Source organism: Parapedobacter pyrenivorans, from assembly GCF_014636865.1.
Lineage (GTDB): Bacteria > Bacteroidota > Bacteroidia > Sphingobacteriales > Sphingobacteriaceae > Parapedobacter > Parapedobacter pyrenivorans.
This window is the reverse complement of record NZ_BMER01000002.1, coordinates 388,862-412,455: the sequence shown is the minus strand read 5'-3', so window position 1 is coordinate 412,455 and position 23,594 is coordinate 388,862. Positions and strand designations below refer to the sequence as shown.

19 protein-coding genes are annotated in these 23,594 nt (G+C 49.5%); 6 read left to right on the top strand and 13 right to left on the bottom strand.

Annotation, left to right across the window (positions count from 1 at the left end):
* Nucleotides 1-3: 3 nt before the first annotated feature.
* The 8 genes from IEV98_RS13590 to IEV98_RS13555 all read right to left on the bottom strand — a co-directional run bounded on the left by IEV98_RS13590 (nt 4) and on the right by IEV98_RS13555 (nt 10,745).
* Complete coding sequence (locus tag IEV98_RS13590) at nt 4-1,689, bottom strand: DNA polymerase/3'-5' exonuclease PolX (RefSeq protein WP_188506542.1); 1,686 nt, start codon at nt 1,687-1,689, stop codon at nt 4-6.
* Nucleotides 1,690-1,728: 39 nt separating this feature from the next.
* Nucleotides 1,729-3,042 (bottom strand): NAD(P)/FAD-dependent oxidoreductase, encoded by a 1,314-nt coding sequence (locus IEV98_RS13585; protein WP_188506541.1) that lies wholly within the window; start codon nt 3,040-3,042, stop codon nt 1,729-1,731.
* 60 nt (nt 3,043-3,102) lie between these two features.
* Nucleotides 3,103-3,429: a 2Fe-2S iron-sulfur cluster-binding protein gene (locus IEV98_RS13580; RefSeq protein ID WP_188506540.1), complete on the bottom strand. Its 327-nt coding sequence runs from the start codon at nt 3,427-3,429 to the stop codon at nt 3,103-3,105.
* 12 nt (nt 3,430-3,441) lie between these two features.
* On the bottom strand, nt 3,442-4,455 hold the full coding sequence (locus tag IEV98_RS13575) for an NAD(P)/FAD-dependent oxidoreductase (protein ID WP_188506539.1): 1,014 nt from the start codon (nt 4,453-4,455) through the stop codon (nt 3,442-3,444).
* Nucleotides 4,456-4,459: 4 nt separating this feature from the next.
* Complete coding sequence (locus IEV98_RS13570) at nt 4,460-4,906, bottom strand: MarR family winged helix-turn-helix transcriptional regulator (RefSeq protein ID WP_188506538.1); 447 nt, start codon at nt 4,904-4,906, stop codon at nt 4,460-4,462.
* A gap of 79 nt (nt 4,907-4,985) precedes the next feature.
* Nucleotides 4,986-6,287 carry a dicarboxylate/amino acid:cation symporter gene (locus tag IEV98_RS13565; protein WP_188506537.1) on the bottom strand — a complete coding sequence of 434 codons (1,302 nt, stop codon included), beginning with the start codon at nt 6,285-6,287 and terminating at the stop codon, nt 4,986-4,988.
* A 204-nt stretch (nt 6,288-6,491) separates the two neighbouring features.
* Nucleotides 6,492-9,500: a protein translocase subunit SecDF gene (secDF, locus tag IEV98_RS13560; protein WP_188506536.1), complete on the bottom strand. Its 3,009-nt coding sequence runs from the start codon at nt 9,498-9,500 to the stop codon at nt 6,492-6,494.
* 84 nt (nt 9,501-9,584) lie between these two features.
* A complete protein-coding gene (locus IEV98_RS13555) occupies nt 9,585-10,745 on the bottom strand; it encodes an MFS transporter (RefSeq protein WP_188506535.1) in 1,161 nt (386 codons plus the stop codon).
* Between the two features lie 134 nt (nt 10,746-10,879).
* Between IEV98_RS13555 and IEV98_RS13550 the strand changes: the two genes are divergently transcribed.
* The 3 genes from IEV98_RS13550 (at nt 10,880) to guaB (ending at nt 13,661) form a co-directional block, all read left to right on the top strand.
* Nucleotides 10,880-11,386 (top strand): hypothetical protein, encoded by a 507-nt coding sequence (locus IEV98_RS13550; protein ID WP_188506534.1) that lies wholly within the window; start codon nt 10,880-10,882, stop codon nt 11,384-11,386.
* 51 nt (nt 11,387-11,437) lie between these two features.
* Nucleotides 11,438-12,043 carry a porin family protein gene (locus IEV98_RS13545; RefSeq protein WP_188506533.1) on the top strand — a complete coding sequence of 202 codons (606 nt, stop codon included), beginning with the start codon at nt 11,438-11,440 and terminating at the stop codon, nt 12,041-12,043.
* A gap of 142 nt (nt 12,044-12,185) precedes the next feature.
* On the top strand, nt 12,186-13,661 hold the full coding sequence (gene guaB / locus IEV98_RS13540) for an IMP dehydrogenase (RefSeq protein ID WP_188506532.1): 1,476 nt from the start codon (nt 12,186-12,188) through the stop codon (nt 13,659-13,661).
* A 7-nt stretch (nt 13,662-13,668) separates the two neighbouring features.
* Here the strand turns inward: guaB and lat are convergent, their stop codons facing one another.
* Nucleotides 13,669-15,003 (bottom strand): L-lysine 6-transaminase, encoded by a 1,335-nt coding sequence (gene lat / locus IEV98_RS13535; RefSeq protein WP_188506531.1) that lies wholly within the window; start codon nt 15,001-15,003, stop codon nt 13,669-13,671.
* A gap of 105 nt (nt 15,004-15,108) precedes the next feature.
* A complete protein-coding gene (locus IEV98_RS13530) occupies nt 15,109-16,020 on the bottom strand; it encodes a 1-aminocyclopropane-1-carboxylate deaminase/D-cysteine desulfhydrase (protein WP_229738754.1) in 912 nt (303 codons plus the stop codon).
* Nucleotides 16,021-16,072: 52 nt separating this feature from the next.
* Here IEV98_RS13530 and IEV98_RS13525 point away from each other — a divergent pair, with 52 nt between their 5' ends.
* Together IEV98_RS13525 and IEV98_RS13520 are read left to right on the top strand one after the other, a co-directional pair.
* A complete protein-coding gene (locus IEV98_RS13525; RefSeq protein WP_188506530.1) occupies nt 16,073-17,104 on the top strand; it encodes an RluA family pseudouridine synthase in 1,032 nt (343 codons plus the stop codon).
* A gap of 91 nt (nt 17,105-17,195) precedes the next feature.
* Nucleotides 17,196-18,044 carry an aminotransferase class IV gene (locus IEV98_RS13520; protein WP_188506529.1) on the top strand — a complete coding sequence of 283 codons (849 nt, stop codon included), beginning with the start codon at nt 17,196-17,198 and terminating at the stop codon, nt 18,042-18,044.
* Here the strand turns inward: IEV98_RS13520 and IEV98_RS13515 are convergent.
* The gene (locus IEV98_RS13515) at nt 18,034-19,329 is read right to left on the bottom strand and encodes a type IX secretion system plug protein (protein ID WP_229738753.1); all 1,296 of its coding nucleotides are present in this window, start codon (nt 19,327-19,329) and stop codon (nt 18,034-18,036) included. The genes IEV98_RS13520 and IEV98_RS13515 overlap by 11 nt on opposite strands.
* Before the next feature lie 2 nt (nt 19,330-19,331).
* Nucleotides 19,332-21,248, bottom strand: coding sequence for an ABC-F family ATP-binding cassette domain-containing protein (locus tag IEV98_RS13510; RefSeq protein ID WP_188506528.1), 1,917 nt, complete (start codon nt 21,246-21,248; stop codon nt 19,332-19,334).
* Between the two features lie 98 nt (nt 21,249-21,346).
* Here IEV98_RS13510 and IEV98_RS13505 point away from each other — a divergent pair, with 98 nt between their 5' ends.
* On the top strand, nt 21,347-22,375 hold the full coding sequence (locus IEV98_RS13505; protein ID WP_188506527.1) for a quinone-dependent dihydroorotate dehydrogenase: 1,029 nt from the start codon (nt 21,347-21,349) through the stop codon (nt 22,373-22,375).
* A gap of 42 nt (nt 22,376-22,417) precedes the next feature.
* On the opposite strand, the gene IEV98_RS13500 is transcribed toward IEV98_RS13505, so the two are convergent.
* A complete protein-coding gene (locus IEV98_RS13500) occupies nt 22,418-23,593 on the bottom strand; it encodes a tetratricopeptide repeat protein (RefSeq protein ID WP_229738752.1) in 1,176 nt (391 codons plus the stop codon).
* Nucleotide 23,594: the final 1 nt, after the last annotated feature.

Genomic DNA, 23,594 nt, shown 5'->3' with positions numbered 1-23,594 from the left:
CTGTCAATGACTTTTTTTTCTTTGCTTGAAATATTCTGCAATCGCGTCCACCGAAAAACTATTCAGACAGCTTTCGGCTGTAACGCCGCCTTTTCGTGCCACATTGACCCCATACTGCATGTCGTGGAAGCCACTGTTGCGGTGCGCATCCGGATTGATGGACAGCAAGACACCTTTTTCCACCGCGTAGCGGTGCCAGCGCCAATCGAGATCCAGCCGAAGCGGATTGGCGTTGATTTCGATAACTACACCGTGGGCCGCACAGGCATCGATGATGCGCTGGTAGTCTATGGAATAACCCGACCGGCTAAGGAGCAGGCGTCCCGTGGGGTGGCCCAAAATGGTCGTATAGGGATTTTCAATAGCTTTGACCAATCGTGTGGTCGCCTTTTCGGCATCCATCTTGAGGTTGGAATGGATGGACGCTACAACTAAATCAAAGCCGGCGAGGATTTCGTCGGGGTAATCCAGCGAACCGTCGCCAAGGATATCCGATTCAATCCCCTTGAAGATACGGAAGGGTGCGAGCCGCGCGTTCAACGCGTCGATTTCAGCCCATTGTTGATGTACGCGCTCGATCGTGAGCCCTTTGGCATAGACCGCTGCTTTTGAATGATCGCATATGCCCAGGTATTCCATGCGCAGCTCATCCCGGCAATACTGGGCCATTTCTTCCAGTGTATTTACGCCATCGCTGTAGGTGCTGTGGTTATGCAGGGTGCCGCGGAGGTCAGCATAGCTGATAAGCTTGGGCAGTGAATCCCGGCTCGCCAGGGTAATCTCGTTGGTGCCTTCGCGCAGTTCGGGTTCGATATACTGTAACCCAAGCGACCCGTAAATAGCTGCTTCAGAGTCGAAGTCGGGCAAACGGTGTGCTGCCAGTAACTCATCCAATTGTCGGAGATGATTGTCCGAGCCGGTGGTGACCAGCAACTGATGGGAGAATGAATTGGGGTCGACCGGAAAAAAGCGGAATGTAAGTCCGGCGTCGTTTTTCGCCAACAGTGGCAAGGCGTCGCTCAACGTTTCGATGGCGAGGGTGCCAATTCGGGCGACAGCCGCCGTCAATTCGCTTATGGATGCCTCGGCAATGAGATCCACCGATTCCAAGACCTCACATTTCCGGCGGAAATCGCCTGTATAAGCTATCTTACGGCCACTGGGTAACCATTCTCGCAGTGATACCATTACGTCCTCAGCAAGCTTTTCCGCATTGGCATATAAAAACCATCCTTTATTCGCAATCGAAAACTCGATGGCTCGTTTGATTTCTTCCTGCGTCTTCAATCCGAACCCTTTGGCTTCGATCAAACGATTTTCATTGCATGCATAATACAGTTCACCAGTCGATTCGATACCCAGGGAACGCCAGATGACGGCTATTTTTTTCGGGCCGAGGCCTTTGATGGAAAGCATTTCCAGGATGCCTTCAGGCGTGGCGGCCAAGAGTGTATCCAATTCAGGAAACGAACCGGTGGCTAATAACGAGGCTACTTTCTGGGCGGTACTTTGGCCAATTCCCGGTACTTCGCTAAGCTCACCAATAGCCTGCGAAGTAATGACGAATGGCAATTTATCCAACTTGAAGGCAGTTGCCGCGATGGCCTTGGTGCGGAATGGGTTTTCCCCATGCAGCTCCATCAGTTGTGCGTACAGCTTGATGGTTTTCGCAATAGTCTTGTTATCCATTGCTGCAAATTACGCATTTCTCAACGCGATTATCAAGGTTCAATTGATCTTCATGTCATCAAGCTCTTCGATTCTGTTTGGGCGTCGGTACTTGTGGATAATCAACCGTATGCCGGCGTTGAATGTAAGGTAGCTGATGGTCCAATTAATAAAGGTGACGACCCTGTTACGGAAACCCACCAATGACATGAGGTGAACAAACATCCACACCCACCAAGCGAAAAAGCCCTGAAAGCGTATTTTTCCAATATCTACCACCGCTTTGTTGCGGCCGATGGTAGCCATCGAGCCTTTGTCGAAATACTTGAATTGCTCGGTAGGCTGGCCATTGATGATCCGGATGATGTTCTTCGCCAGGAGACGCCCCTGTTGCTGGGCTACGGGAGCTACTCCCGGATGGCCGCGGGGTAGGTCGTCGGTAACCATAGCGGCGACATCGCCGATGGCGAAGATATCTTTGGTGCCGACTACGCGGCATTCCTCATCGATTCGTATCCGATTTCCCCTTTCAATGGTCCCTTTACTGATGCCCTCGGGAAATTGGCCCGCGACGCCTGCTGACCAAAGTACGGTTTTGGTTTTGATACGTTTGCCATCGGCGAAAGTGATTTCTTCGCCATCATATCCCGTTACCTGTACATTTAGCATTACTTTTACGCCCAGTTCATTGAGGTATAGTTCCGCCTTTTCTGAAGCCTGTGGGGATAGGTTGGCCAATATTTTGGGTAGCCCCTCAACAAGGTAGACGTTCATGTCTTCCTTTTTGAGCTCGGGATAGTCCTTCGCCAGGATGTGGTTGCGGATTTCCGCAATAGCACCCGAAAGCTCAACTCCCGTAGGGCCACCGCCCACCACAACGAAATTAAGGTAAGGTGCCCGTTCAGCAGGGTCGGTTTTCAACAACGATTCCTCGATGTTTTGGAGTAGGTAGCTACGGATGCCGACGGCTTCTTTTACGTTTTTCATGGGCATCGCATAGTATTCCATGTCTTTGTTGCCAAAGAAGTTGGTAGTCGCGCCGGTGGCAATGACGAGGTAGTCGTATGGAATGGTGCCGATATCGGTATCAAGCACCTTGTTGGCTTCGTCGATACGTTGTACGTCAGCGATGCGGAAGGTGAAGTTTTCCTGCTTTCTGAACATTTTTCGGAATGGAAAGGCGATAGATGGGGCATCCAGCGTACCGGTTGCGACCTGATAAAGCAGGGGCTGGAACGTGTGGTGGTTATTGCGGTCGAGCAATACGACTTCCACTTCCTTGTTTTTGAGCCCCTTGGCTATTTCTATTCCACCGAAGCCACCGCCTATGATCACCACTCTTGGGTATCTATTATCAGTATATTGCGTTTTCATGGTATATAACGTATTTAATCCTATTTAAAGGCCAGTCCTTATGAAGAACGGATGGCGCTGTCAATTGTTTCCAAACACCCGTATTTTCAACCCATCCAATGACGGATTTAGGCGGATTTGGCAAGCCAGTCTGCTTTGATCATTGGCATCCGGCAAGGTGTCGAGCATGTCCAACTCGGCGTCGGAAAGCGGCTCGAGGGCGTCCATGCCTTCCAGCACCTGGATGTGGCAGGTAGCACATAGCGCCATACCTCCGCAGGTAGCCAGGATATCGTATTCAGACGCCTTGAGCACCTCCATTAAACTGAGGTTGATGCCATCGGGGATTTCCAGCTGGTTGATTTCACCATGCTGGTTTTCGATTGTGATGTGAATTGTTTCGGTCATCGTATGTCCTTTTTAGAATGCGTTTACCCCATTTACGGTCGTATATTTAAAACTAAGTTTCTCCGCTGGGTGAACGTGCCTGAATGCACTTTGGGCCATCAATGCAGCCTCATGAAAGCCACAGAGAATGAGCTTGAGCTTGCCGGGATACGTATTGATGTCGCCGATGGCATAAATCCGTTCCACCCCCGTTGAATAATCGGTCGTGTCAACGGTAATAGCGGATTTATCCACGTTGAGTCCCCACGCTGCTATCGGTCCTAGTTTTGGGCTCAGCCCAAATAATGGAATCAGTGCGTCGGTTTCCAAAACGGTTTCTGTTTTCTCCTTGCCGAGGATGCTTACGTGGCTTAATACGCCGTTTCCATGTACGCTACTCAGGTTGCTTTGCAGTAACAGCCTGATTTTTCCGCGTTCGGCGAGGCTGAATACCTTCTCCGCAGAGTCGGGTGCACCGCGGAAACTATCGCTGCGGTGTACCAGGGTAACTTCACGGGCAATGTCGCTGAGGAATACAGTCCAGTCGAGCGCTGAATCGCCGCCACCGGCAATGACCACGCGCCTGTCGCGGTAATGCTCCGGGTTTTTAACCATGTAGGAGACACCCCTTCCCTCGAAATCGGTAAGGCCAGGAATTTCCGGTTTACGTGGCTCAAACGAGCCAAGGCCACCGGCGATGACGACAACTTGTGCATGCACCACGGTGCCCTCGTTGCTTACGAGGCAGTAGGAGCCGTCGGCTTGCCGTTCCATGGTTTCCACGCGCTCACCCAACGTAAACGAGGGATGGAATGGTTTGATTTGCTCCATGAGGTTATCTACGAGCTCCTGCGCATTGATGGCCGGGTATCCGGGGATGTCGTAGATTGGCTTATGGGGGTAAATTTCGGATAATTGTCCGCCTACCTGCGGTAGGGCATCGATGAGGTGGCAGCGCATCTTTAGTAAACCGGCTTCAAATACGGCAAATAGCCCAACAGGGCCCGCCCCTATAATACAGATGTCTGTTGTATGTTGTACGTTCATGGTTTTATGATTTACCGCCTATATCCAAATTATCATATATCGTATTCAGAATCCGTTTCAAGTGCTCGAAATCGGCTTCATCCAGATTTTGCCACGCATGCATGCGAATTTCATTGATATTAACCGTCAGGGTATCGATTTTTCGTTCGCCTTCCGGTGTGAGGTGCACAACAAAACTGCGCCTATCCGTGGGGTTTGCCCTGCGTTCCACCAGGTTTTTGCCAACCAGTAAATCCACGATGCGTGTGAGCGTGGGCTGGTCCTTTCCGCAATACTCAGCTAATTCTTTTTGAGAGAGGTCTGCATGTTGCCTGAGGCTTTTTAGTATTGACCATTGGTCTACCGTAATGCCGAAATCCCCGCAATTAAACTGGTATTGCGCGTATTGTTTTATCCGACGTGCCGTGCGTTCCAAGAGGAACGAATAAGCATTGTATTGCTCCGTTAGCATAATAATAATTAGTGTGACAAATATATGGGTAATAGTTGATATTGGCAAACTAATGTGCTATGACTAGGTGCCTACCTTATTATTCTACAGCCCGTCCAGCTTTCTCTTCTGTATATTGGATATACGCCGCTGCGGTGATGTCACCGTTCACATTGAGTGTGGTGCGCGACATGTCTAAGATGCGATCTACCCCATAAATAAGCGCGATAGCTTCACCCGGTACGCCGATGGAAATGAGGATGGTCACAATGACAGGCAACGATCCACCGGGTACGCCGGCGGTACCGACTCCGGCTAGGATACAGAGCAGCACCACGGTGATCTGGGATCCGACAGTCAATTCCACATTAAATACCTGAGCGAGGAATAGTACGGTAATGCCTTCGAAAAGTGCAGTTCCATTTTGATTGCCCGTGCTACCGATGGTCAGGACAAAATGAGCGATGGGCTTGGGGATTTTAAGTTTTTCGATACTTACGCGTATTGCCGTAGGTAGGGTGGCATTACTTGAGCTTGTGGAGAACGCAGTCAGCGTCACCTCGCCCATGTCTTTCATGAACTGGACAGGGTTACGTTTTGCGAAGTATTTCAGGATAATCGAGTACACCACAAATTGGTGTATTGCCAGCGCGCCCAATACAACAAGTACGTACCAAAGCAGGGATATCAGGAAGTCTGCCCCGACATTCAGTACCATATTGAACAGCAAAGCAGCAACGCCGTAAGGTGCCAATGCCATGGCATAACCGATTACTTTGATGACCACTTCGTAGAGGCCTTCGAGAAAACTTTTCAACGTGGCGGTTTTCTCCTCACCGACGGCAGCCATCGCGATTCCGAAAATCAGGGCAAAGAACATGACGGAAAGCAAGCCTCCGCCCGTATGACTTGAATTGAATGCGTTGGCCATTTCATCAAATGGATTGCGCGGAATGATCTGGGCCAACACATCGCCGACCGTACGTTCGTCGGCTTCGATGGATTGCGCTTGGGCTTCTGCTTTTGCTGCTTCTGCCCCGAATTCATTAACGAGGTATTCCCGGGTTTCTTCGGATATCGCTTTTCCGGGATTGAATACATTGACCATGGTGATGCCGATCAATACGGCTATGAAACTCACGATGACCGTGTAAATCAAGAGTTTGCCACCCATTCTGCCCAACTTTTTCACATCGCCGATTTCGGCGATGCCCAGGATCAACGCCGAAAGGATAAGCGGGATGACCATCATGAAAATAAGGTTCATGAATATTTTGCCGACCGGTTCGACCCATTTGACGATGGCAGTGAGCGTTTCCTCTGATAGTCCGAGGTTCTTGATGATTAATCCGGCTACGATGCCGAATACCATTCCTATGAAAATCTTCGTGTGTAACTTCATCTCGGTTAAATTCACTTTTTAGGTAGTGCCGCAGTTCCGATGCAGGGGTACTATATCGGACGACAGCGGTACAAAATTAATATTATAATTGGAAACCGGCACGTTGTGCAGAATTAAATAGACAGGCACCGTCATAAAAAAGAAAGAGGCTGCTGTCTTTGCCAGCAACCTCTTTTGATATCTCATTTTATATATCAAACCCGCTTATGCTTTTACGGGGTTGAGTGTGGTCTTGTTTTTCGTATCCGTTGCTAGGGATTCCGCGGGCTTTTTCTTCTCCAGATCCGTAATCATTGGTGCAGCAAGGAAGATCGAAGAATAAGTCGCTACTACAATTCCAATCAAGATCGCAAATGAAAATCCACGGATGACTTCGCCGCCAAAAACGAAGAGTACGGCTAGCACAAATATCACCGTCAGTGAAGTAATAACCGTCCGGCTAAGTGTCCGATTGATGGCTAAATTTATGGTTTCGCCCGTCGCTACGTTTTTATATTTCGACATTCCCAAATACTCTCGCAATCGATCAAATACGACCACGGTATCATTGATGGAATAACCGACAACCGTCAATACTGCCGCTACGAAATGCTGATCAATGTCTAGTGAAAATGGAACAATGCCATCAAGTAAGGAAAATATAACAAATATCACCAGCGCATCGTGTGCAGTCGTGATTGCGGCGGCGACGCTAAATTGCCATTTACGGAAACGTAATAAGATATATAATGCGATAACGATAACGGATGCAAGGCCAGCATAGATTGCCCTTGTCTTCATGTCATTGGCAATGGTAGGCCCGACCTTTTGCGAACTGACAATTTCGTGTTCAATGCCGCTGATCTTCGATAGCCCGGTATTGAGTTTATCCAACACAGCCTTATCAGCATCGTCGCTGGTTTCTTCGATTTGATAGGCAGTCGTCACCCGTATTTGGCTGTCACCACCAAATGTTTTGACTTCGGTATTCATGCCGAAGGTCTCATTAAGGTTCCCGCGGACTTCTTCCAGATCTATCGGCCTATCAAATTGTACAGTATACGTTCTACCGCCTTTGAAATCCACGCCCAGCGTAAAGCCTTTGGTGAAAATTGAAATCATACCAATCAACAATACAACCGTCGAAATGATGTAGAACCGCTTGCGATGTTGAACAAAACCATAGTTAGCATTCTGCAAGGTGTTTTCACTCCAGCGATGGGATACGGTAATCGGCCAGCTTTTGGTTAACATCCATTCGAATATCACCCGTGATATAAAAATAGAAGTAAACAGCGAAGTGATGATACCAATCATCAATGTGGTTGCAAAGCCGAGTATGGGACCGCTTCCAAAGAAGAATAAGATCATACCGGTTAGAAACGTGGTAATCTGGGAGTCGAGAATGGATGACATGGCATGTTTGTAGCCATCCGATATCGCTTGTCTGATGGACTTGCCTAATCGCAACTCCTCGCGTATACGCTCATAAATCAATACGTTGGCGTCTACGGCGGTACCCATGGTCAATACGATACCCGCAATACCCGGAAGCGTCAATACCGCATTGAGTGAGGCCAAGACGCCCATGATGAAGAATACGTTGAATAGTACGGCGATATTGGCGACCCATCCGGCCCGGTTATAGTAAACGATCATGAAGATCAACACGATAACCAAACCGAGGACCGACGAATTGATGCCGGCATCAATGGCTGCCTGCCCTAATGACGGGCCAACTACGGCTTCTTCAACGATTTTTGCGGTAGTCGGTAATCGACCGGCCTTCAATACGTTGGCCAAATCTTTGGTGTCTTCAATGGTGAAATTACCGGTAATCTGCGATACGCCATTGGGAATCTCGCCTTGTACAGTAGGGGCCGAATAGACGACACCATCCAACACGATGGCAATGGCCCGTTTATTGTTCGGGTCGGCTGAAGCCGAGGCTGTTATCCTCCGCCATTCCCGTGCACCTTCACTATTCATGTACATGGTGACCATTGGGCTGTTGGACTGGGGGTCGAAGTCGTCCTTAGCATCGGTAATCACGTTGCCTGCTAATATTGGACCTGCATCCACGCCACTTGGTTTGACGGCATAAAGCTCCAGTTGTTCGGGGGTACGTGGACTCGGTTTGACACCCCACAGCAGCTTAACGTTTGCAGGAATGATCTGCTTCACGACCTGATTCTCGAGGTAACGGTTTACCTTTGCGGTGTCGCGGAGCTGGGCGTAGCCTACGATCGGTCCCGGAGCCAGCATGGGTTGATTGTTGGGGCCTAAGCCGGTAGCCGGACGCAGCAAGTTAAACAATGGATTTTGTTGCGCAAGTTGATTGTCGGATGAGTCGGTATCCAACGAATCCTGACCTGCTCCGAGTGTGGCCAACAAGCCCGTCTCTGTACTATCGGCAACGGCGCTGCCTGCGCTGTTTTTCGTGTCTTTTTCGGTCTCGTTTAGGGTTGATGCCAACGCAGTGTTGACGTTTTCCAGCATGGGATAGATTTCCATGTTGTCATACGTCTCCCAGAATTCTAGCTTAGCAGAGCCTTGTAGCAGCTTGCGTACGCGGTCTTCATCGTTTACACCGGGCAATTCGATGAGGATTCGGTTGGTTCCCTGCTGCAATTGGATGTTGGGCGAAGTAACCCCGAATTTATCGATACGGGTGCGGAGCACCTTAAACGAATTGTCGATCGCACTGCTTGCCTCGCGTTGGAGGAAGCTTTCCACTTGAGCATCGGTACTGTTTGGTTTTACGTGGGCGGTATTGTCTTTTGTGGCGAAGAAACTGGCCAGCGATGCATTGGGGCTAAGCTTTTTGAACTCTTCTACAAACAGGCTTACATATCCACTTTGGCTACTCTTGCTCCGAACGTTGGCATTTTCTAAAGCCCGGTTGAAGTTTTCATCCTTGGGGTTATTCGCTAAGTTGCGTACCAGCTCCTGCAACGATACTTCCATCGTTACGTTCATGCCACCCTTCAAATCCAATCCCAACGCGATTTCATTTCCTTTAGCTTCACGATAGGTATACTGAGCGATGCCCAGGTTGTACACCACTTCTCCGGCCATGGAATCCAAATACGCCTTCTCTTTCGTCATATCGCCTTTGGCATAAGCCGCGGCATCCCGTTCCACCTTGCGGGTCACGAATGTGAACGATAGGGAATAGAGGCACGCGATGGCGACCACTACTACCAAAAATTTAATCAACCCTTTACCTTGCATGTTCTTACCTTAGCTTAGTATTAATCTATTCTATTTCTTACAAAATTTAGTTAAGACGGCAAAGGTATAAATTTTTTGTATAAATCAACTTGTCGTATGCCTGATTTTTGTCGTCAGGATGACGATGAACACACCCATGGAAGCGATTAAGGCATAGGCAGTACGGAGTCCCGTAAACTCGGCAATGAGACCGATGGCCGGCGGCCCGATCAGAAAACCGCAGAAGCCGATGGTGGTGACCGCAGCAAGTGCGGCACCCGGCGAAAGCCGGCCAGACCGCCCGGCGAGACTATATACCAGGGGGATAATGGCCGATGAACCGATGCCCACCAGCAAAAAGGCCACGATGACCATCCCGAAATGCGGGTAAATAACCGAAAGCAGGAGACCAATTGAACTGAGTACGCCGCTGAATATCAATGTCGTTTTGGCGCCAAACCGCCGTACCGTCCAGTCCGACAGGAATCGGCCAGCGGCCATGCTGAACAGAAAGGCACTCAAGCCATAGCCGACGAGGTGTTTCTCCACCTGTACCACCTCTTCCATGTAAATGCCGCACCAATCGTACAATGCTCCTTCGCCGATCATCGCACAAAAGGCGATGGCGCCTAAGATGGCTAATGGCTTGTCGGGTATCGCGAAGAGGGACTCTTTTTTCTGTTGCTGTGGCTGATCATTGGAAATCAGGTAAGTGGCAATACCGAAAATGCCTAACAACGCTGCCGATGAGATGATCATGAAATGGTGGATTGGCACGATAAAACTATTGATCATCAACGCACCAATGCCTGCACCTACGAATCCGGCGATGCTCCACATCCCGTGGAATGCGCCCATGATTGGCTTTTCGTAGTGTTTGCCCAAGGCGACCGCCTGGGTATTTACGGAAATGTTGAGTAGGTTGCCCGCCGCACCAAAAAGTACGAGATTCGCGATCAAGCCGTAGCTGTGATCCCAATAGCCGATGCCCACCAGCAGCAATGCATATAATGCTGCGGTGATGACGACAATGCGTTTGCTCCCCACCCGGCCGATTACCCATCCAGCAAGGGGTAAAGAGATAAGTGTGCCGATCGGTAATGCAAACAATACCATGCCCAATTGGCCTTCCGATAGTTGTAAGGTGTTTTTGATGTCGGGGATCCGGGAAGCCCAAGAGGCAAAGCACAACCCATAGCTGAAAAAAGCCGCGCCAATGGCAATGCGGTGTAAAGAAGGGGCTGAACTGAGCATTGGCCGATCCATCGTGTCCGTATTCGAAATCGGTGCAAAGATACACCCGGCCCATCATTTTGGCAAACTATTTGCTAAAACAAGGTAAGATGATGGAACCTGCACGGATGCAGGGTTCTTTGTCATTAAACAATAAATTGTATCTAATGAAAAAAGTACTATTACCTTTATTGGCTGCTTCAATCTTGGCATTGGGCACACAAGAATCCGATGCACAGAGCCGTTACCGGACGGCTTTGGGCTTGGGAATTGATTTGGGTGATGGCCCAACGTTGGTTGGACCGCAAATTAAGCATTTCTTTGATGGCACCAATGCCGGAAACGCTCAAGTACTGTTTGGCGATGACGTCACCGTATTGGGTGTGGATTATTCGTACAACCAGCCCATCAGCGGAGCGAACGGTCTGAGTTGGTATGTAGGCATAGGTCCGCAATTGGCCTTTATAGACCGTGGCCGCTGGTGGTTCGGTGACGACGATTGGGATGGGAACGAAACGTTTGTTGCGCTCCGCCCTGCGGTAGGTCTGGAGTTCAAGATTCCGTCGGCACCTTTTGCCTTTCATTTCGATTGGAAACCGTGGTGGAACTTGAGCAATAATAGCCATTTTGAACCCGCACGTTTCACGTTAGGATTCAAGTTTACATTAAAATAAGGCTGTTTAAATCGGGGAATTTACCCCAACACCGAACCATAAACTGGTATCATGAAAAGAAAAACACTTATCTTGGTGGTTGCAATGATTGTGGCTACGCAATTGTATGCACAAAAAAAGGTTTCACCGGGCATACGGGCCGGGGTCAATGTGGCAACATTAAGCAATATCAACGCTGATTTCAAAACGGATTTCTATGCAGGGGGTATCCTAAGCCTCAATCTCGGGCAACGGTATACCTTGCAACCGGAGTTAATATATACACGGCAGGGGGCAAACAATGTCGTCTTTGTGGATGACGAAACCGGAGCAGCCAATGGGCAGGAGAACGTGACCATCCAATACCTTTCTTTGGGTGTAATCAACAAGTTCTATTTTGTGGAAGGATTTCATGGGCTGGTCGGCCCCTCGATTGATATGAAAATAGGCAAGAATTTTCCGCGCATCGATTTCGATGACGATGACTATGGTGGCGTTGACTTGGGGATTGCGCTTGGACTTGGTTACACGTTACCCATAGGGCTGACGTTTGAGGGCCGCTTTAAGACGGGCATGCTGGATGCATTCAACAATGACTATTTCCTTGGTCTCTTCGACGACCCGGATAAAATTTCCCTCAACAGGGTGTTTCAGATCGGACTGAGCTATTCCTTTTAGCGCTCTGCCGCAAAATCTCTTTCCTGGCTCCGCTGCATGGGCGACACCACGTCTATGTAGCGGGGCTTTCTTTTTTTCTTGTATAAGATGTAAAAAATCAGTAAATTTGCCCGGCAAATAGTAACCCCATTATATATTTGCCATGCAGTTAGACCCCGAAAAATTCGTAGCTGAAGGACTCACCTACGACGATGTGCTTTTAATTCCTGCTTATTCCGAAGTGTTGCCCCGCGAGGTGGACACCACCACTTACCTGACCCGAAATACGCGCTTGAATATTCCGCTGGTGTCGGCAGCAATGGACACCGTGACGGGTGCCGATTTGGCTATTGCCATTGCCCAGGCTGGCGGATTGGGGATGTTGCATAAGAACATGAGTGTCGCCGATCAGGCAGCGGAAGTACGGAAGGTAAAGCGGTCGGAGAGTGGCATGATACAGGACCCGGTGACGCTTGGCAAAGGCGCAACGGTAGGGGACGCGTTTCAGATCATGAAGGAACACAGAATTGGTGGTATCCCCATTATTGATGAGGATAATAAATTGGTGGGGATCGTGACCAACCGCGACCTGCGTTTCCAAAAAGATATGAATCGCCCCATTACGGAGATGATGACCAAAGAGGGGTTGGTGGTGGCGCCAGTAGGTACAGACCTGTTGAAAGCGGAAGCCATCCTGCAAAATCACAAGATCGAAAAGTTACCTGTCGTGGATGATGACCATATCTTAGTGGGGCTCATTACATTTAAGGACATACAAAAATATCGGCATTTCCCGAATGCGGCCAAGGATAGCCATGGCAGGCTGCTTGTAGGGGCAGCCGTCGGCGTAACGGCGGATACCATGGAGCGGGTAACGGCTTTGGTGGGCGCAGGCGTGGACGTAGTTACGATTGATACCGCGCACGGACATTCCAAGGGTGTTCTCGATAAACTGCGAGAGGTGAAGGCTGCGTTTCCTGATCTCCAGGTTATCGTTGGCAACATTGCCACCGCGGAGGCGGCCATCGCATTGGCGGATGCAGGAGCTGATGCCGTGAAGGTCGGCATTGGTCCTGGGTCTATCTGTACCACACGCATCATCGCCGGAGTAGGGGTGCCCCAACTTTATGCGGTTTACGAAGTGGCAAAAGCGCTTCGGGGTACAGGTGTACCGGTTATTGCTGATGGTGGAATCAAACAGACCGGCGATATCGCCAAGGCCATTGCTGCTGGGGCGGATACGGTCATGGCCGGGTCGCTCTTTGCCGGTGTGGAGGAAGCCCCCGGTGAGACGATTATTTACGAAGGCCGTAAATTCAAGTCATACCGCGGGATGGGTTCCGTAGAGGCGATGGAACAGGGGTCGAAAGATCGTTATTTCCAGGATGTAGAGGATGATATCAAGAAGCTGGTGCCCGAAGGCATTGTAGGCCGTGTTGCTTACAAAGGTACACTAGCAGAAGTGGTGTATCAATATGTAGGCGGCCTAAGGGCAAGTATGGGCTACTGCGGTGCGCCGACCATCAAGGCCTTACAGGGCGCTCGTTTTGTAAAAATCACTGGAGCGGGATTGCGGGAAAGCCATCCTCATAACATTACCATCACCAAGGAAGCACCCAACTACCATAGCCGGCCATAAACGCACACTAGGAAAGATTGTCCATCACGTGGTGGGCAATCGCCATACCGGCTTCAATCGCTGAGGGTTGGATGATCAATGCCGGGCGGAACCGGACAGATCGGTTACCGCAGCCAAGGAAAAATGCGCCTCGCTCCATGCTCTTTTTCAAGAAAGCATCGCGCAATTGCTGATCGGGAAAGTCAAAAGCACAAAATAGCCCCTTACCACGTACATTGGACAGGGTATGGTGGGTATCTGCGATGGCGTGTAAGCCTTGCTGGAGGTGGCCGCCCATGGCTTCTACGTGTGCTAATAGACCATCCTCTTCGATGATTTCCAATATTTTGGTGGCGCGTACCATGTCCACCAGGCTGCCACCCCATGTGGAGTTGATGCGGGAGGGGACACGGAAGACATTGGTTTCGATTTCATTCAAGCGCTGGCCTGCCAGTATGCCGCACACCTGCATCTTTTTACCAAAGGCTACGATGTCGGGCCGGGCTCGTTCGCCGAAATGCTCGTGACACCAGAATTTCCCGGTAAGACCAACTCCGGTTTGTACCTCATCGTAAATCAGCAACGCCTCATTTTCATCCGCCAGTATACGCAGCTGTTCCATAAATTCAACGCGGAAGTGATTGTCGCCGCCCTCGGCTTGAATAGGCTCAATGATGATGGCACAGATGTCGTCGTTATTATCCGCAAATGCCTGCTTGAGTTGTTCGATCGCCTGTTGTTCGCGTTTGATGGTGTCGTCGACGTTAGCGCTCGTCAATGGGAATACCTGCATCGGACTGCTTACACGGGGCCAGTCGAACCTGGCAAACCACTTCGTTTTGTTGGGCTGGGTATTGGTGAGGCTGAGCGTGTAACCTGAGCGGCCATGAAATGCCCGCTCGAAATGCAAGACCTTGGTGCCTTTTTCGTCGTTATAGCCTTTTTGGAAGTTTTTCTGCACTTTCCAGTCCATCGCCGCTTTAAGCGCATTCTCGACGGCTAGCGCACCACCTGAAACGAAGAACGCGTGCGGAAGGTAAGCAGGCATAGCCACGCGGGCAAATGTTTCGACAAATTGCGCGTACTCCACCGTATAGACGTCAGAGTTGGACGGGTTGGTCAGTGCCGCGCGGAGGAGACTTTGGGTGAATGCCGGGTCACCCGTCATCTTGGGGTGATTGTATCCAAGGGGGACGGACGCAAAACAGGTGAAGAAATCAAGGAGCTCGCGGTCGTGCTTGGAATCGTAGATGGTGACCCCATGACTGCGCTCCATATCAAAGGTGATGTCATAACCATCAGCAAGGATGTACTTGGCCAATGTTTGGTGGACTTCCCGCGGTGTAACGGCTAAATGATACATAATTATACGGGTTGGTTATGTCCAAATATATGTTTTTGGCGTTTAGGAAGCAAACTTTTCTGCGGGTGTCTGCTTGTTTTTGCGGCTTTTCGAGGTTTAAATCGTTTAAACCCCGAAATCGTTGAGCTTGCCGAGAATGCCCATTAAACCACCCGTGTGAACGACCAATATCCGGTCTTTTGGTTTGAAATAGTCGTGCTTAGCCAAATCGAAGACGCCGTAAAGTAGTTTTCCGGTGTATACCGGCTCGATGAGGATGCCGGTTTCTGCACAGAAGTGTTTAATGAATGTGTTGAGCGCGGGCGTGGTTTTGGCATAACCACCGAAGTGGTATTCGGTATGAAGGGTAATATTGGCGGGCTCTTTGCCCGTATATAATTTAGCAATGGCCTCGCGGATGAAGTCGCCGCCTGCCAATACTGGAATGCCATGCAGGTGCGTATGGAGTCCGGCTTCCATGCAACCCCGGTATAGCCCCGCCAGTGTTGTACCGGTGCCACAGGCGCAGAAGATGTGATCGTAGGCAGTTGCCAATTCGTCGATGATTTCAGAACAACCTATTGTGCCTTCCGTAGAATAGCCCCCTTCATCGACGAAGTACGCCTGTTCATCTCCCTGTGCATAGTGTTCGAATAGTGCAGGTTTATTCCGGTAGGATGTGCGGTCCACGAACTGTAATTCCATACCAAATAGCTTGCATAAGGAGAGGTTAGGATTCGATACGGATTCGCCCCTTACGAACCCCGTTGTTTTAAACCCGAATTTAGCGCCTGCGCAAGCTGTGGCAAGCAGGTGGTTGGACCACGCTCCCCCAAAGGTAACGAGGTGCATTTTGCCTGCGGCGCGGGCCGATTGCAGGATGTACTTGAGTTTGCGCCATTTGTTGCCCGAGATGAAGGGGTGAATCTGGTCGTCGCGTTTGATGTGGAGCGTCAGTCCTTTGTCATTGAACAACTGAAAATCTAGCGATTCAACAGGGCTATGGAAATCGAATGAAGACACGTTGTTTTTCTGCAAACTTAGACAAAAAGGGTGATTAAGGGGTTGTTTTTTTAGCTAAGTTTGCGCCATGGCAGATGAGTTGGAATTGCTGGAATCAGACGAGCAGGATTTATACGAGCATCTACGTATTGTCGTGGATAAGGGGCAAGCGTTGCTTCGAATCGATAAGTTCTTGATGAACAGGGTAGAAAACGCATCCCGCAACCGTATCCAAAATGCTGTAGCCGCCGGGACGGTACTGGTGAATGGGCAGCTGATAAAGGCGAGCTATAAGGTGAAGCCTTTGGATACGATCTCGGTGGTGCTGCCCCATCCGCCCCGTGATACCGAAATTTATCCGGAGAATATCCCGTTGGACATCCCGTATGAAGATGATGTGCTACTTGTTGTGAATAAGCCGGCAGGTATGGTGGTGCACCCAGGCTACAATAACTATACGGCCACCTTGGTGAATGCATTGGCGTACCACTTCGCCAATTTGCCTCAACTGCCGGGCAATGACGGCCGGCCGGGACTGGTGCATCGGATAGATAAGGATACTAGCGGTCTGTTGGTGGTCGGTAAAAGCGAATGGGCACTAACCTACTTGGCTAAGCAGTTTTTTGACCACAGCATATTGCGCAAGTATATAGCATTGGTTTGGGGCGACATTGCCGAAGCGGAGGGCACTGTTACCGGATATATCGGCCGTAGTGTGAAGGACCGCAGGGTGATGGCCGTCTACGACGATCCGGAGAAGGGGAAATGGTCGGTGACACACTACCGGGTATTGGAACGGTTGGGTTACGTAACCTTGGTCGAATGCCAATTGGAGACCGGTCGTACCCACCAGATCCGCGCCCACATGCAGTCGATCGGCCATCCGTTATTCAGCGACTCGGTATACGGCGGAGACCGTATCTTAAAGGGTACGGTATTCAGCAAATACAAGCAGTTTGTCGAAAATTGCTTCGCGTTGCTGCCAAGGCAGGCCCTTCATGCCCAAAACCTCGGGTTTGTGCATCCGACGACGAAGAAAAAAATGGAGTTCAGTACACCATTACCGGATGATTTCCGTTTATGTTTAGAAAAATGGCGGGGGTATACGTCCGAAAAATGACAGGGGATATGCTGGACGGAGTGACGGAAGAAAAATAGAAGGATTAATGTGTTGGAAATCCTGAGTGGTTCCAATTTAAAAGATGGAGTGAATGCCGGTACATTTTATTGATTTTAATAGTGATTTTATACCTGAACAGGAAACCGTACTGACCGTAGATAATAGGGGGTTTCGGTATGGCGATGGGCTGTTTGAGACGATGAGGTGGATGGATGGGGACATCCGGTTTTTGCCGCATCACGTGGCGCGGCTCCAGGAAGGGATGCGGATGTTACAATTGGAAAATGCAGCTGCCTTCGACGAGCAATTTATCCGCTCCCGTGCCACGGCACTGATCAGCAGGAATGGGTTGGAAAACCAGCACGTACGCATACGGCTACAGGTCTACCGGAAGGGCGGCGGGTTATACAGTCCGCAACAGAACAAAGCGGGCTACGTGATGAGTGTATCCAAGCTTGATCCCGATGAGGTGAAGCACCGGAAAATCGGGTTGATCGTGGATGTGTATACGGAATTCCGGAAGCCCTACAGCGAGCTGTCAAAATTGAAGTCGGGAAATGCGCTGGTCTATGTAATGGCCGGATTATACCGTACAAAAAGGGGATTGGATGATGTATTGATCTTGAACCAGGAGGGGTTCCTTTGCGAATCGCTTACGTCGAATGTGTTTGTTTGGTACGGAAAAAAGCTCTATACGCCAGCTATCAGCGAGGGGTGTATAGATGGGGTGATGCGCAAAATGGCGATTGAAGTGGCCTTGGATAACGGGCTCGAGGTCATCGAGGCACAGATCAGTCCGGATATCCTAAACGAAGCGGACGAAATATTCCATACGAATGCGATCCATGGCGTGCAATGGGTGATGGGCTATAAGCAAAAGCGTTATTTTAATCGGATATCGCGTATGCTGCAGGAGAAGCTGGCATTGGTTAATTGTTGATTTCCGTATAGCCCACTAACTCATCCCATGTTGTGCCCTGGCGTCGGTTATACACCAGGATTTGATAGGTGTTGTTCGTTTCGAAATGATTGCCGCTGGAAAACGAAACGTCTACCGTGTTTGATGGATCAACATGGACATACTCATAATCATATAATCCCTGTTTCAAGAGGATGGTGCATTGCCACCTTTTCTGGGCGGCATCGTAAGCCATTTGGCTGGCTTTTCCGCGGACGTAATCATTAAAACGGCCGACTACATACACCGATCCATCTGTTTTGGCATCGCTTTGCAGGGAAAACGTGACCCATACATAGTCTGATTCGGTGTCGGCATCGGCCTTATCCTGATTGCGAACAAAGAAGTTTCCGTTTTCGTCAAATACCGAGGCGTAAGACGCATCCTTATAATTCTTGTCTGGAATCAGATCTACCCATGCCGCACTGTCCAAACGGATGTTGGCTACCCGTTCCGACGCCAAGCGCAGACTACGCAAGTCGATGTACCGAAACTCGTTGCCGCCACCGAAATCGAGGGTTTTGTTGTCGTTATAAGTCAGTTCGTTGTCGTTTACGAACAGTGGCGTAGTGAGCCATTGCTGGATGTCGGGCCGCTGGTTTTGCATCACCAGCACACTGACATCCTGGTAGGGGTTGCTGACGGTGAGTCCGCCGGTGTTGACTTTGAGGTTCAACTTTTGGTTGCTGCCTCGCTTTGCAACATCAACTGAAGGCACGAGTTGCGGCGAGACCATCATCAGCGGAGCAAGCACGTAGAAGCGTCTACTGATTACCAAGCGGTTTTTATCTGCATCCTCGTAGACTTTTAATAAGTAATTTCCAGCGAGCTTGGGCCGTACATTGTTGGTGGGAAAGGTCACTTTATAATGGGTGTAGGGTTGCAAGGTGTTTACCGATGTACGGTAATCCATCATGCGGTCTTCGTTAAACCCTTCGGCATATTCCAGGGGCGAGAGCCTGCTCGGTTCCCAATGAGCATCGCAATGTTCAATATTAAAGTAAAAGTTGCGTACATCGCCCCGCAGATCGTCGAATGCGAGCAAGAGCTGGTCATCGCTATGCAGCTCGATGACAGGTAACGCATTTTCCAGGTCGACCGGGTAAAACTGGACTGTCTTGATGACAGGTAGGTAATTCAGGTTATCGTACACCAATTCCTGTTGCGGGCTGCGTTCCCGAACAACTCGTTTCCGTTTCTGCTTCTGCGCCATCAGGCCAAGCCCGAAGTGAACGAATAATACGAGTATGATGGTTTTCTTGATCATACTTACGCTTCCAGGGTCATGATTTCCTCCGCCAAGTTTTCCCACTGATTCTGCAATACCTGAAGTTCTTTTTTCAGTGTCTCGTAGTGACGAGACGCCTCGTCCAGTTTAGTCTTGTCCGCATAGGTGCTTTCCAAGGCCATCAGTAATTCTGCGTCTTTCATCGCCTGTTCTACTGTCGCGATACGTTGTTCGATGCCTTCTAGCTCCTTGTTGAGTTTTTTTGTCTGGCGCTCTTTGTCGTCCGTCTTTTTCGGGGCGGCCTGCTTTGGTTCTTGCTTGGCAGATTTTGTTTCCTTGGCCTTGGCCGGAGCCGTCACGACTCGCTTGGCTTGCCACTCTTCGTATTCTTGATAGGTGCCAGGATACTGTTTGATTTTCTGGTCTTCGATATACCAAATCTTATTGGCCACATTATCCAGCAAGTAGCGGTCGTGGGAAACGACAATGAAAGTGCCCTCAAACTGCGTAAGCGCTTGGATGAGGATATTGACCGACTGGATATCGAGGTGGTTGGTGGGCTCATCCAATACCAGAAAATTGGCATCGGCGGTGAGGGCTTTTGCCAAAGCTACCCGCGATTTCTCGCCACCCGACAGTACCCGTATTTTTTTGAAGGCGTCGTCGCCGGTGAAGAGGAAGCACCCCAGGATGGAACGCAATTCCGTTTCCGTGTGCTTGGGTGCAAAAAGCTGTAACTCGCGTATGATTTCGTTGTCTAGATGCAATGCCTCCAATTGGTGTTGGGCAAAGAAGGTCTGCGTTACGTTATGACCGGTCTCGCATTCGCCTGTGAATCCGCTATCGGCTTGGGCAACAATGCGCAATAAGGTTGATTTGCCTTTTCCATTGGCACCGATGAGCGCTATTTTGTCACCTTTTTCGATGATGGCATCCGTGCTATCCAGGATAGGGATACCGGGGTACGATTTGCTTACATTTTCCAGGCGAACCACATGGCGGCCCGACTGCTTGCTGAACTTGAAGCGGAAGTTAACCGAGGGGTTGTAGTCATCCACGTCGTCCACCTTCTCCATACGCTCCAGGGCCTTTATCCGCGATTGGACCATCTTGGCCTTGCTCGCTTTCGCACGGAAGCGCTCGATGAGTCGCTCTTCCTGTTTGATCTTCGCTTGCTGGTTTTTAAATTGATTGCCCTGTATTTCCTCGCGCAGGGTCTTTTCCTCTAAGTAAAAACTGTAGTTTCCTGCATATTGTACCAATTTACCGCGCTTGGACTCGACAATGCTGGTAACCACACGATCGAGGAAATACCGGTCGTGCGATACGATGATAATGGCCCCTTCGAACGCTTGCAAATAGCTTTCCAACCATTTGATGGAAGGCAGGTCAAGATGGTTGGTGGGCTCATCGAGCAGCAGGATGTCGGGTGCCTGTAGGAGTATACGGGCTAACATCACGCGCATCCGCCACCCGCCTGAAAACTCGGATAACTGTCGTTTTTGGTCATTGTCACTAAAGCCTAATCCTGCAAGGATTTCATGCGCTCGATATTCAATGCTGTATCCATCCAACGCCTCGAATTCTGTCTGTTTATCGCTTAGTTTCTGGATGATATCGTCTGAATAATCCGTTTCCAGCTTCTTTAGTAGCTGTTCGATTTCGGTATGCAGTTGGTTTTGGCGCTCAAACGCCTCCATAGCCACATGCAAAATACTCTTATTGGACTGATAGGAAAGCAGATCCTGGTTCAGGTAACCGATTTTGAGGTCCTTTGCCATCGAAATGGTACCGGATGTCGGTGAATAATCACCAACGATCAGTTTCAATAGCGTCGTTTTTCCGGTTCCATTGGCCCCGATCAACCCAGTTTTATCGCCCGGCTTAATATGCCAATTAGCTTCGTCGTACAGTGCACGCGATCCTATCTCAAATGTCAGGTTATTTATTGCAATCATTCCGGATGCAAAGGTAGTAAAATAGTACTTAGTACTTAGTAGGTAGCACTTCAAATCTAACAACTCAAATCTATAGTCAAAAAAGCTACCTTTGTGCCATGTATAAATTGGTAAAGCCTTTACTGTTTTCCCTCGATCCGGAGACCGCCCACGGTATCGTATCAGGCGGATTGAAATCATGTTGTAAACTATGGGGTGGCAAACGGCTACTTAGATCCGTGTATGGTTATGACCACACCAATCTCGAACGCGAAGTGTTCGGATTGAAATTCAGGAATCCGGTAGGATTGGCCGCCGGCTTCGATAAAAATGCTGACTATGTGGAAGAAATGGCCGCTTTGGGGTTTGGTTTCATCGAAATTGGCACCGTGACACCACGGCCGCAGCCGGGGAATGATCGACCGCGTCTGTTCCGGTTGGTGGATGACCACGCATTGATCAATCGGATGGGATTCAATAATCAAGGTGTCGATGTCGCGGCGACACGGCTGCGCCAACTGAAAGACCGCCACCAGTTTCTCATCGGGGGGAATATCGGAAAGAATAAATCAACGCCCAACGAAGATGCGGTAAGCGATTACATCAAGTGTTTCGATGCGTTGTTTGATGTCGTGGATTATTTTGTGGTTAATGTGAGCTCCCCAAACACACCGGGGCTACGTGCGCTACAGGAAAGAGAGCCGTTAACACATATCCTGAACACCTTGCAGCAGCGTAATAGGAAGGGGGGGATTTCCAGACCCATTCTCTTGAAAATCGCTCCCGATCTGACGGACAGTCAATTGGACGATATTATTGCGATTGTCAGTGACACCAACATTGCTGGGGTAATCGCGACCAATACGACGATAAGCCGGGAGGGGCTGCAGAGTAACCAGCGATGCGCTTCGGAGGCTGGCGGGCTAAGTGGAAAGCCGCTGGCCAAACGTGCTACCGAAGTGATCCGGTATCTGACAACGAAATCGAATCGAGCATTTCCAATTATCGGCGTGGGAGGGATTCATTCCCCAGAGGATGCCCTAGAAAAGCTCGATGCCGGGGCTGCACTGGTGCAGCTGTATACCGGCTTTATTTACGAAGGACCAGGCTTGGTGAAGCGCATTTGCAAAAAAATAGCCCACCGTTGATTTCCAATCGGTGGGCTACGTGTATATTCAAGCTAAGCGAGCCTATTGCAGTGCATCTATGCGGGCCTGCAATTCTTTTATTTTAGCGTCGTCTTCCTTAATTTCATAATATTTCTTAAGGTTACTTAGAGCCAAAAAGGAACTTCCATCCGCTTCTACCGCTTTTTCCAGATACGGCAATGCGGAATCGAATATGCCATAGGCTTTCTGAATTTCCTTATCGTATTCCGCCTGGGGCAGGTTTGCATTGTTCGTCTTATTAAACAGGTCTATCCCTTTATTCAAAATCAGCCCCCCGAGATTAATGTTGGCATCCAGGTAATTCGGGTCAATCTCCAGTGCTTTTTTATAGGCTGCTTCGGCTTTCTCCAAATCGCCGGTTTCGCTGTATGCGATTCCCAGATAATAGTGCAGGTTCTTGTTGTCGGGTTCTTTCGCCACTTGCTCGGTAATGGTCGTGATGATCTTGTCTTCGTTACCAGCCATGAGATTCAATTCGATGTTTTGGGTGGCCAGCTCACCGTCTTCCGGGTATTTGTTTGCTCCCAACTCGGCATACTTGATGGCATTGGTCGTGTCGCCTTGCATCAGATAAAGACGCGATACGTCCAATATGATTTGCTTGTTATTGGAGAAGCTATCGATGGGCACGAGCTCCACATATTTAGCCAACGCTTTATCGTAATGCTGCGAGTTTACAGCCGCCAGACCCGAATAATACAATAGCGTCGTATCCCCAGGAAGGTAAGTCAGTCCCTTGTCAAAAGCGCTGTAAGCCGTCTCGAAATCTTGGCTATCCCACGCTTTTACACCTTTGTTCAGTTCGTGCTGTGCTAAAATAGAATTGAGAATGCTTAGGTTTTGTTCGTTTTCCTTTTCTTTATCGAGGCTTATCGCCTTTTCCCGAGCTTCGATCGCTTTTTGGATGTAACCTTCCGAAGCCTCTGTGGAATCGACCAGCGCCAGATCGGCATTTACCAATGCATAGTACGTCCAGGTCTCAGCCAGCTCCATCGTTTTCTCGTGTTCGATGGCTTTTTCCAGCGCTTCCTTTGCGGTATTCAAATCGCTGATACCTAAGGTTGCATTCCCTATGGATTTTACCTCATTGAATTTATCGTAACTGGCTTTTGCCTTCCTCAGGTTACTGGTTTGAGAAATTGCGGCTGATGAGGTAAGAACCAGCACACCTAATAAAATGGATTTCACTTTCATCATC

Bases quoted from the DNA above. Each gene is read 5' to 3' on its own strand.
- IEV98_RS13580 (WP_188506540.1), bottom strand. From the start codon at position 3,429: ATGACCGAAACAATTCACATCACAATCGAAAACCAGCATGGTGAAATC.
- IEV98_RS13500 (WP_229738752.1), bottom strand. From the start codon at position 23,593: ATGATGAAAGTGAAATCCATTTTATTAGGTGTGCTGGTTCTTACCTCA.
- lat (WP_188506531.1), bottom strand. From the start codon at position 15,003: ATGTATCATTTAGCCGTTACACCGCGGGAAGTCCACCAAACATTGGCC.
- IEV98_RS13520 (WP_188506529.1), top strand. From the start codon at position 17,196: ATGCCGGTACATTTTATTGATTTTAATAGTGATTTTATACCTGAACAG.
- guaB (WP_188506532.1), top strand. From the start codon at position 12,186: ATGCAGTTAGACCCCGAAAAATTCGTAGCTGAAGGACTCACCTACGAC.
- IEV98_RS13510 (WP_188506528.1), bottom strand. From the start codon at position 21,248: ATGATTGCAATAAATAACCTGACATTTGAGATAGGATCGCGTGCACTG.
- IEV98_RS13555 (WP_188506535.1), bottom strand. From the start codon at position 10,745: ATGGATCGGCCAATGCTCAGTTCAGCCCCTTCTTTACACCGCATTGCC.
- IEV98_RS13545 (WP_188506533.1), top strand. From the start codon at position 11,438: ATGAAAAGAAAAACACTTATCTTGGTGGTTGCAATGATTGTGGCTACG.
- IEV98_RS13505 (WP_188506527.1), top strand. From the start codon at position 21,347: ATGTATAAATTGGTAAAGCCTTTACTGTTTTCCCTCGATCCGGAGACC.
- secDF (WP_188506536.1), bottom strand. From the start codon at position 9,500: ATGCAAGGTAAAGGGTTGATTAAATTTTTGGTAGTAGTGGTCGCCATC.
- IEV98_RS13575 (WP_188506539.1), bottom strand. From the start codon at position 4,455: ATGAACGTACAACATACAACAGACATCTGTATTATAGGGGCGGGCCCT.
- IEV98_RS13570 (WP_188506538.1), bottom strand. From the start codon at position 4,906: ATGCTAACGGAGCAATACAATGCTTATTCGTTCCTCTTGGAACGCACG.
- IEV98_RS13590 (WP_188506542.1), bottom strand. From the start codon at position 1,689: ATGGATAACAAGACTATTGCGAAAACCATCAAGCTGTACGCACAACTG.
- IEV98_RS13515 (WP_229738753.1), bottom strand. From the start codon at position 19,329: ATGATCAAGAAAACCATCATACTCGTATTATTCGTTCACTTCGGGCTT.
- IEV98_RS13565 (WP_188506537.1), bottom strand. From the start codon at position 6,287: ATGAAGTTACACACGAAGATTTTCATAGGAATGGTATTCGGCATCGTA.
- IEV98_RS13525 (WP_188506530.1), top strand. From the start codon at position 16,073: ATGGCAGATGAGTTGGAATTGCTGGAATCAGACGAGCAGGATTTATAC.
- IEV98_RS13550 (WP_188506534.1), top strand. From the start codon at position 10,880: ATGAAAAAAGTACTATTACCTTTATTGGCTGCTTCAATCTTGGCATTG.
- IEV98_RS13585 (WP_188506541.1), bottom strand. From the start codon at position 3,042: ATGAAAACGCAATATACTGATAATAGATACCCAAGAGTGGTGATCATA.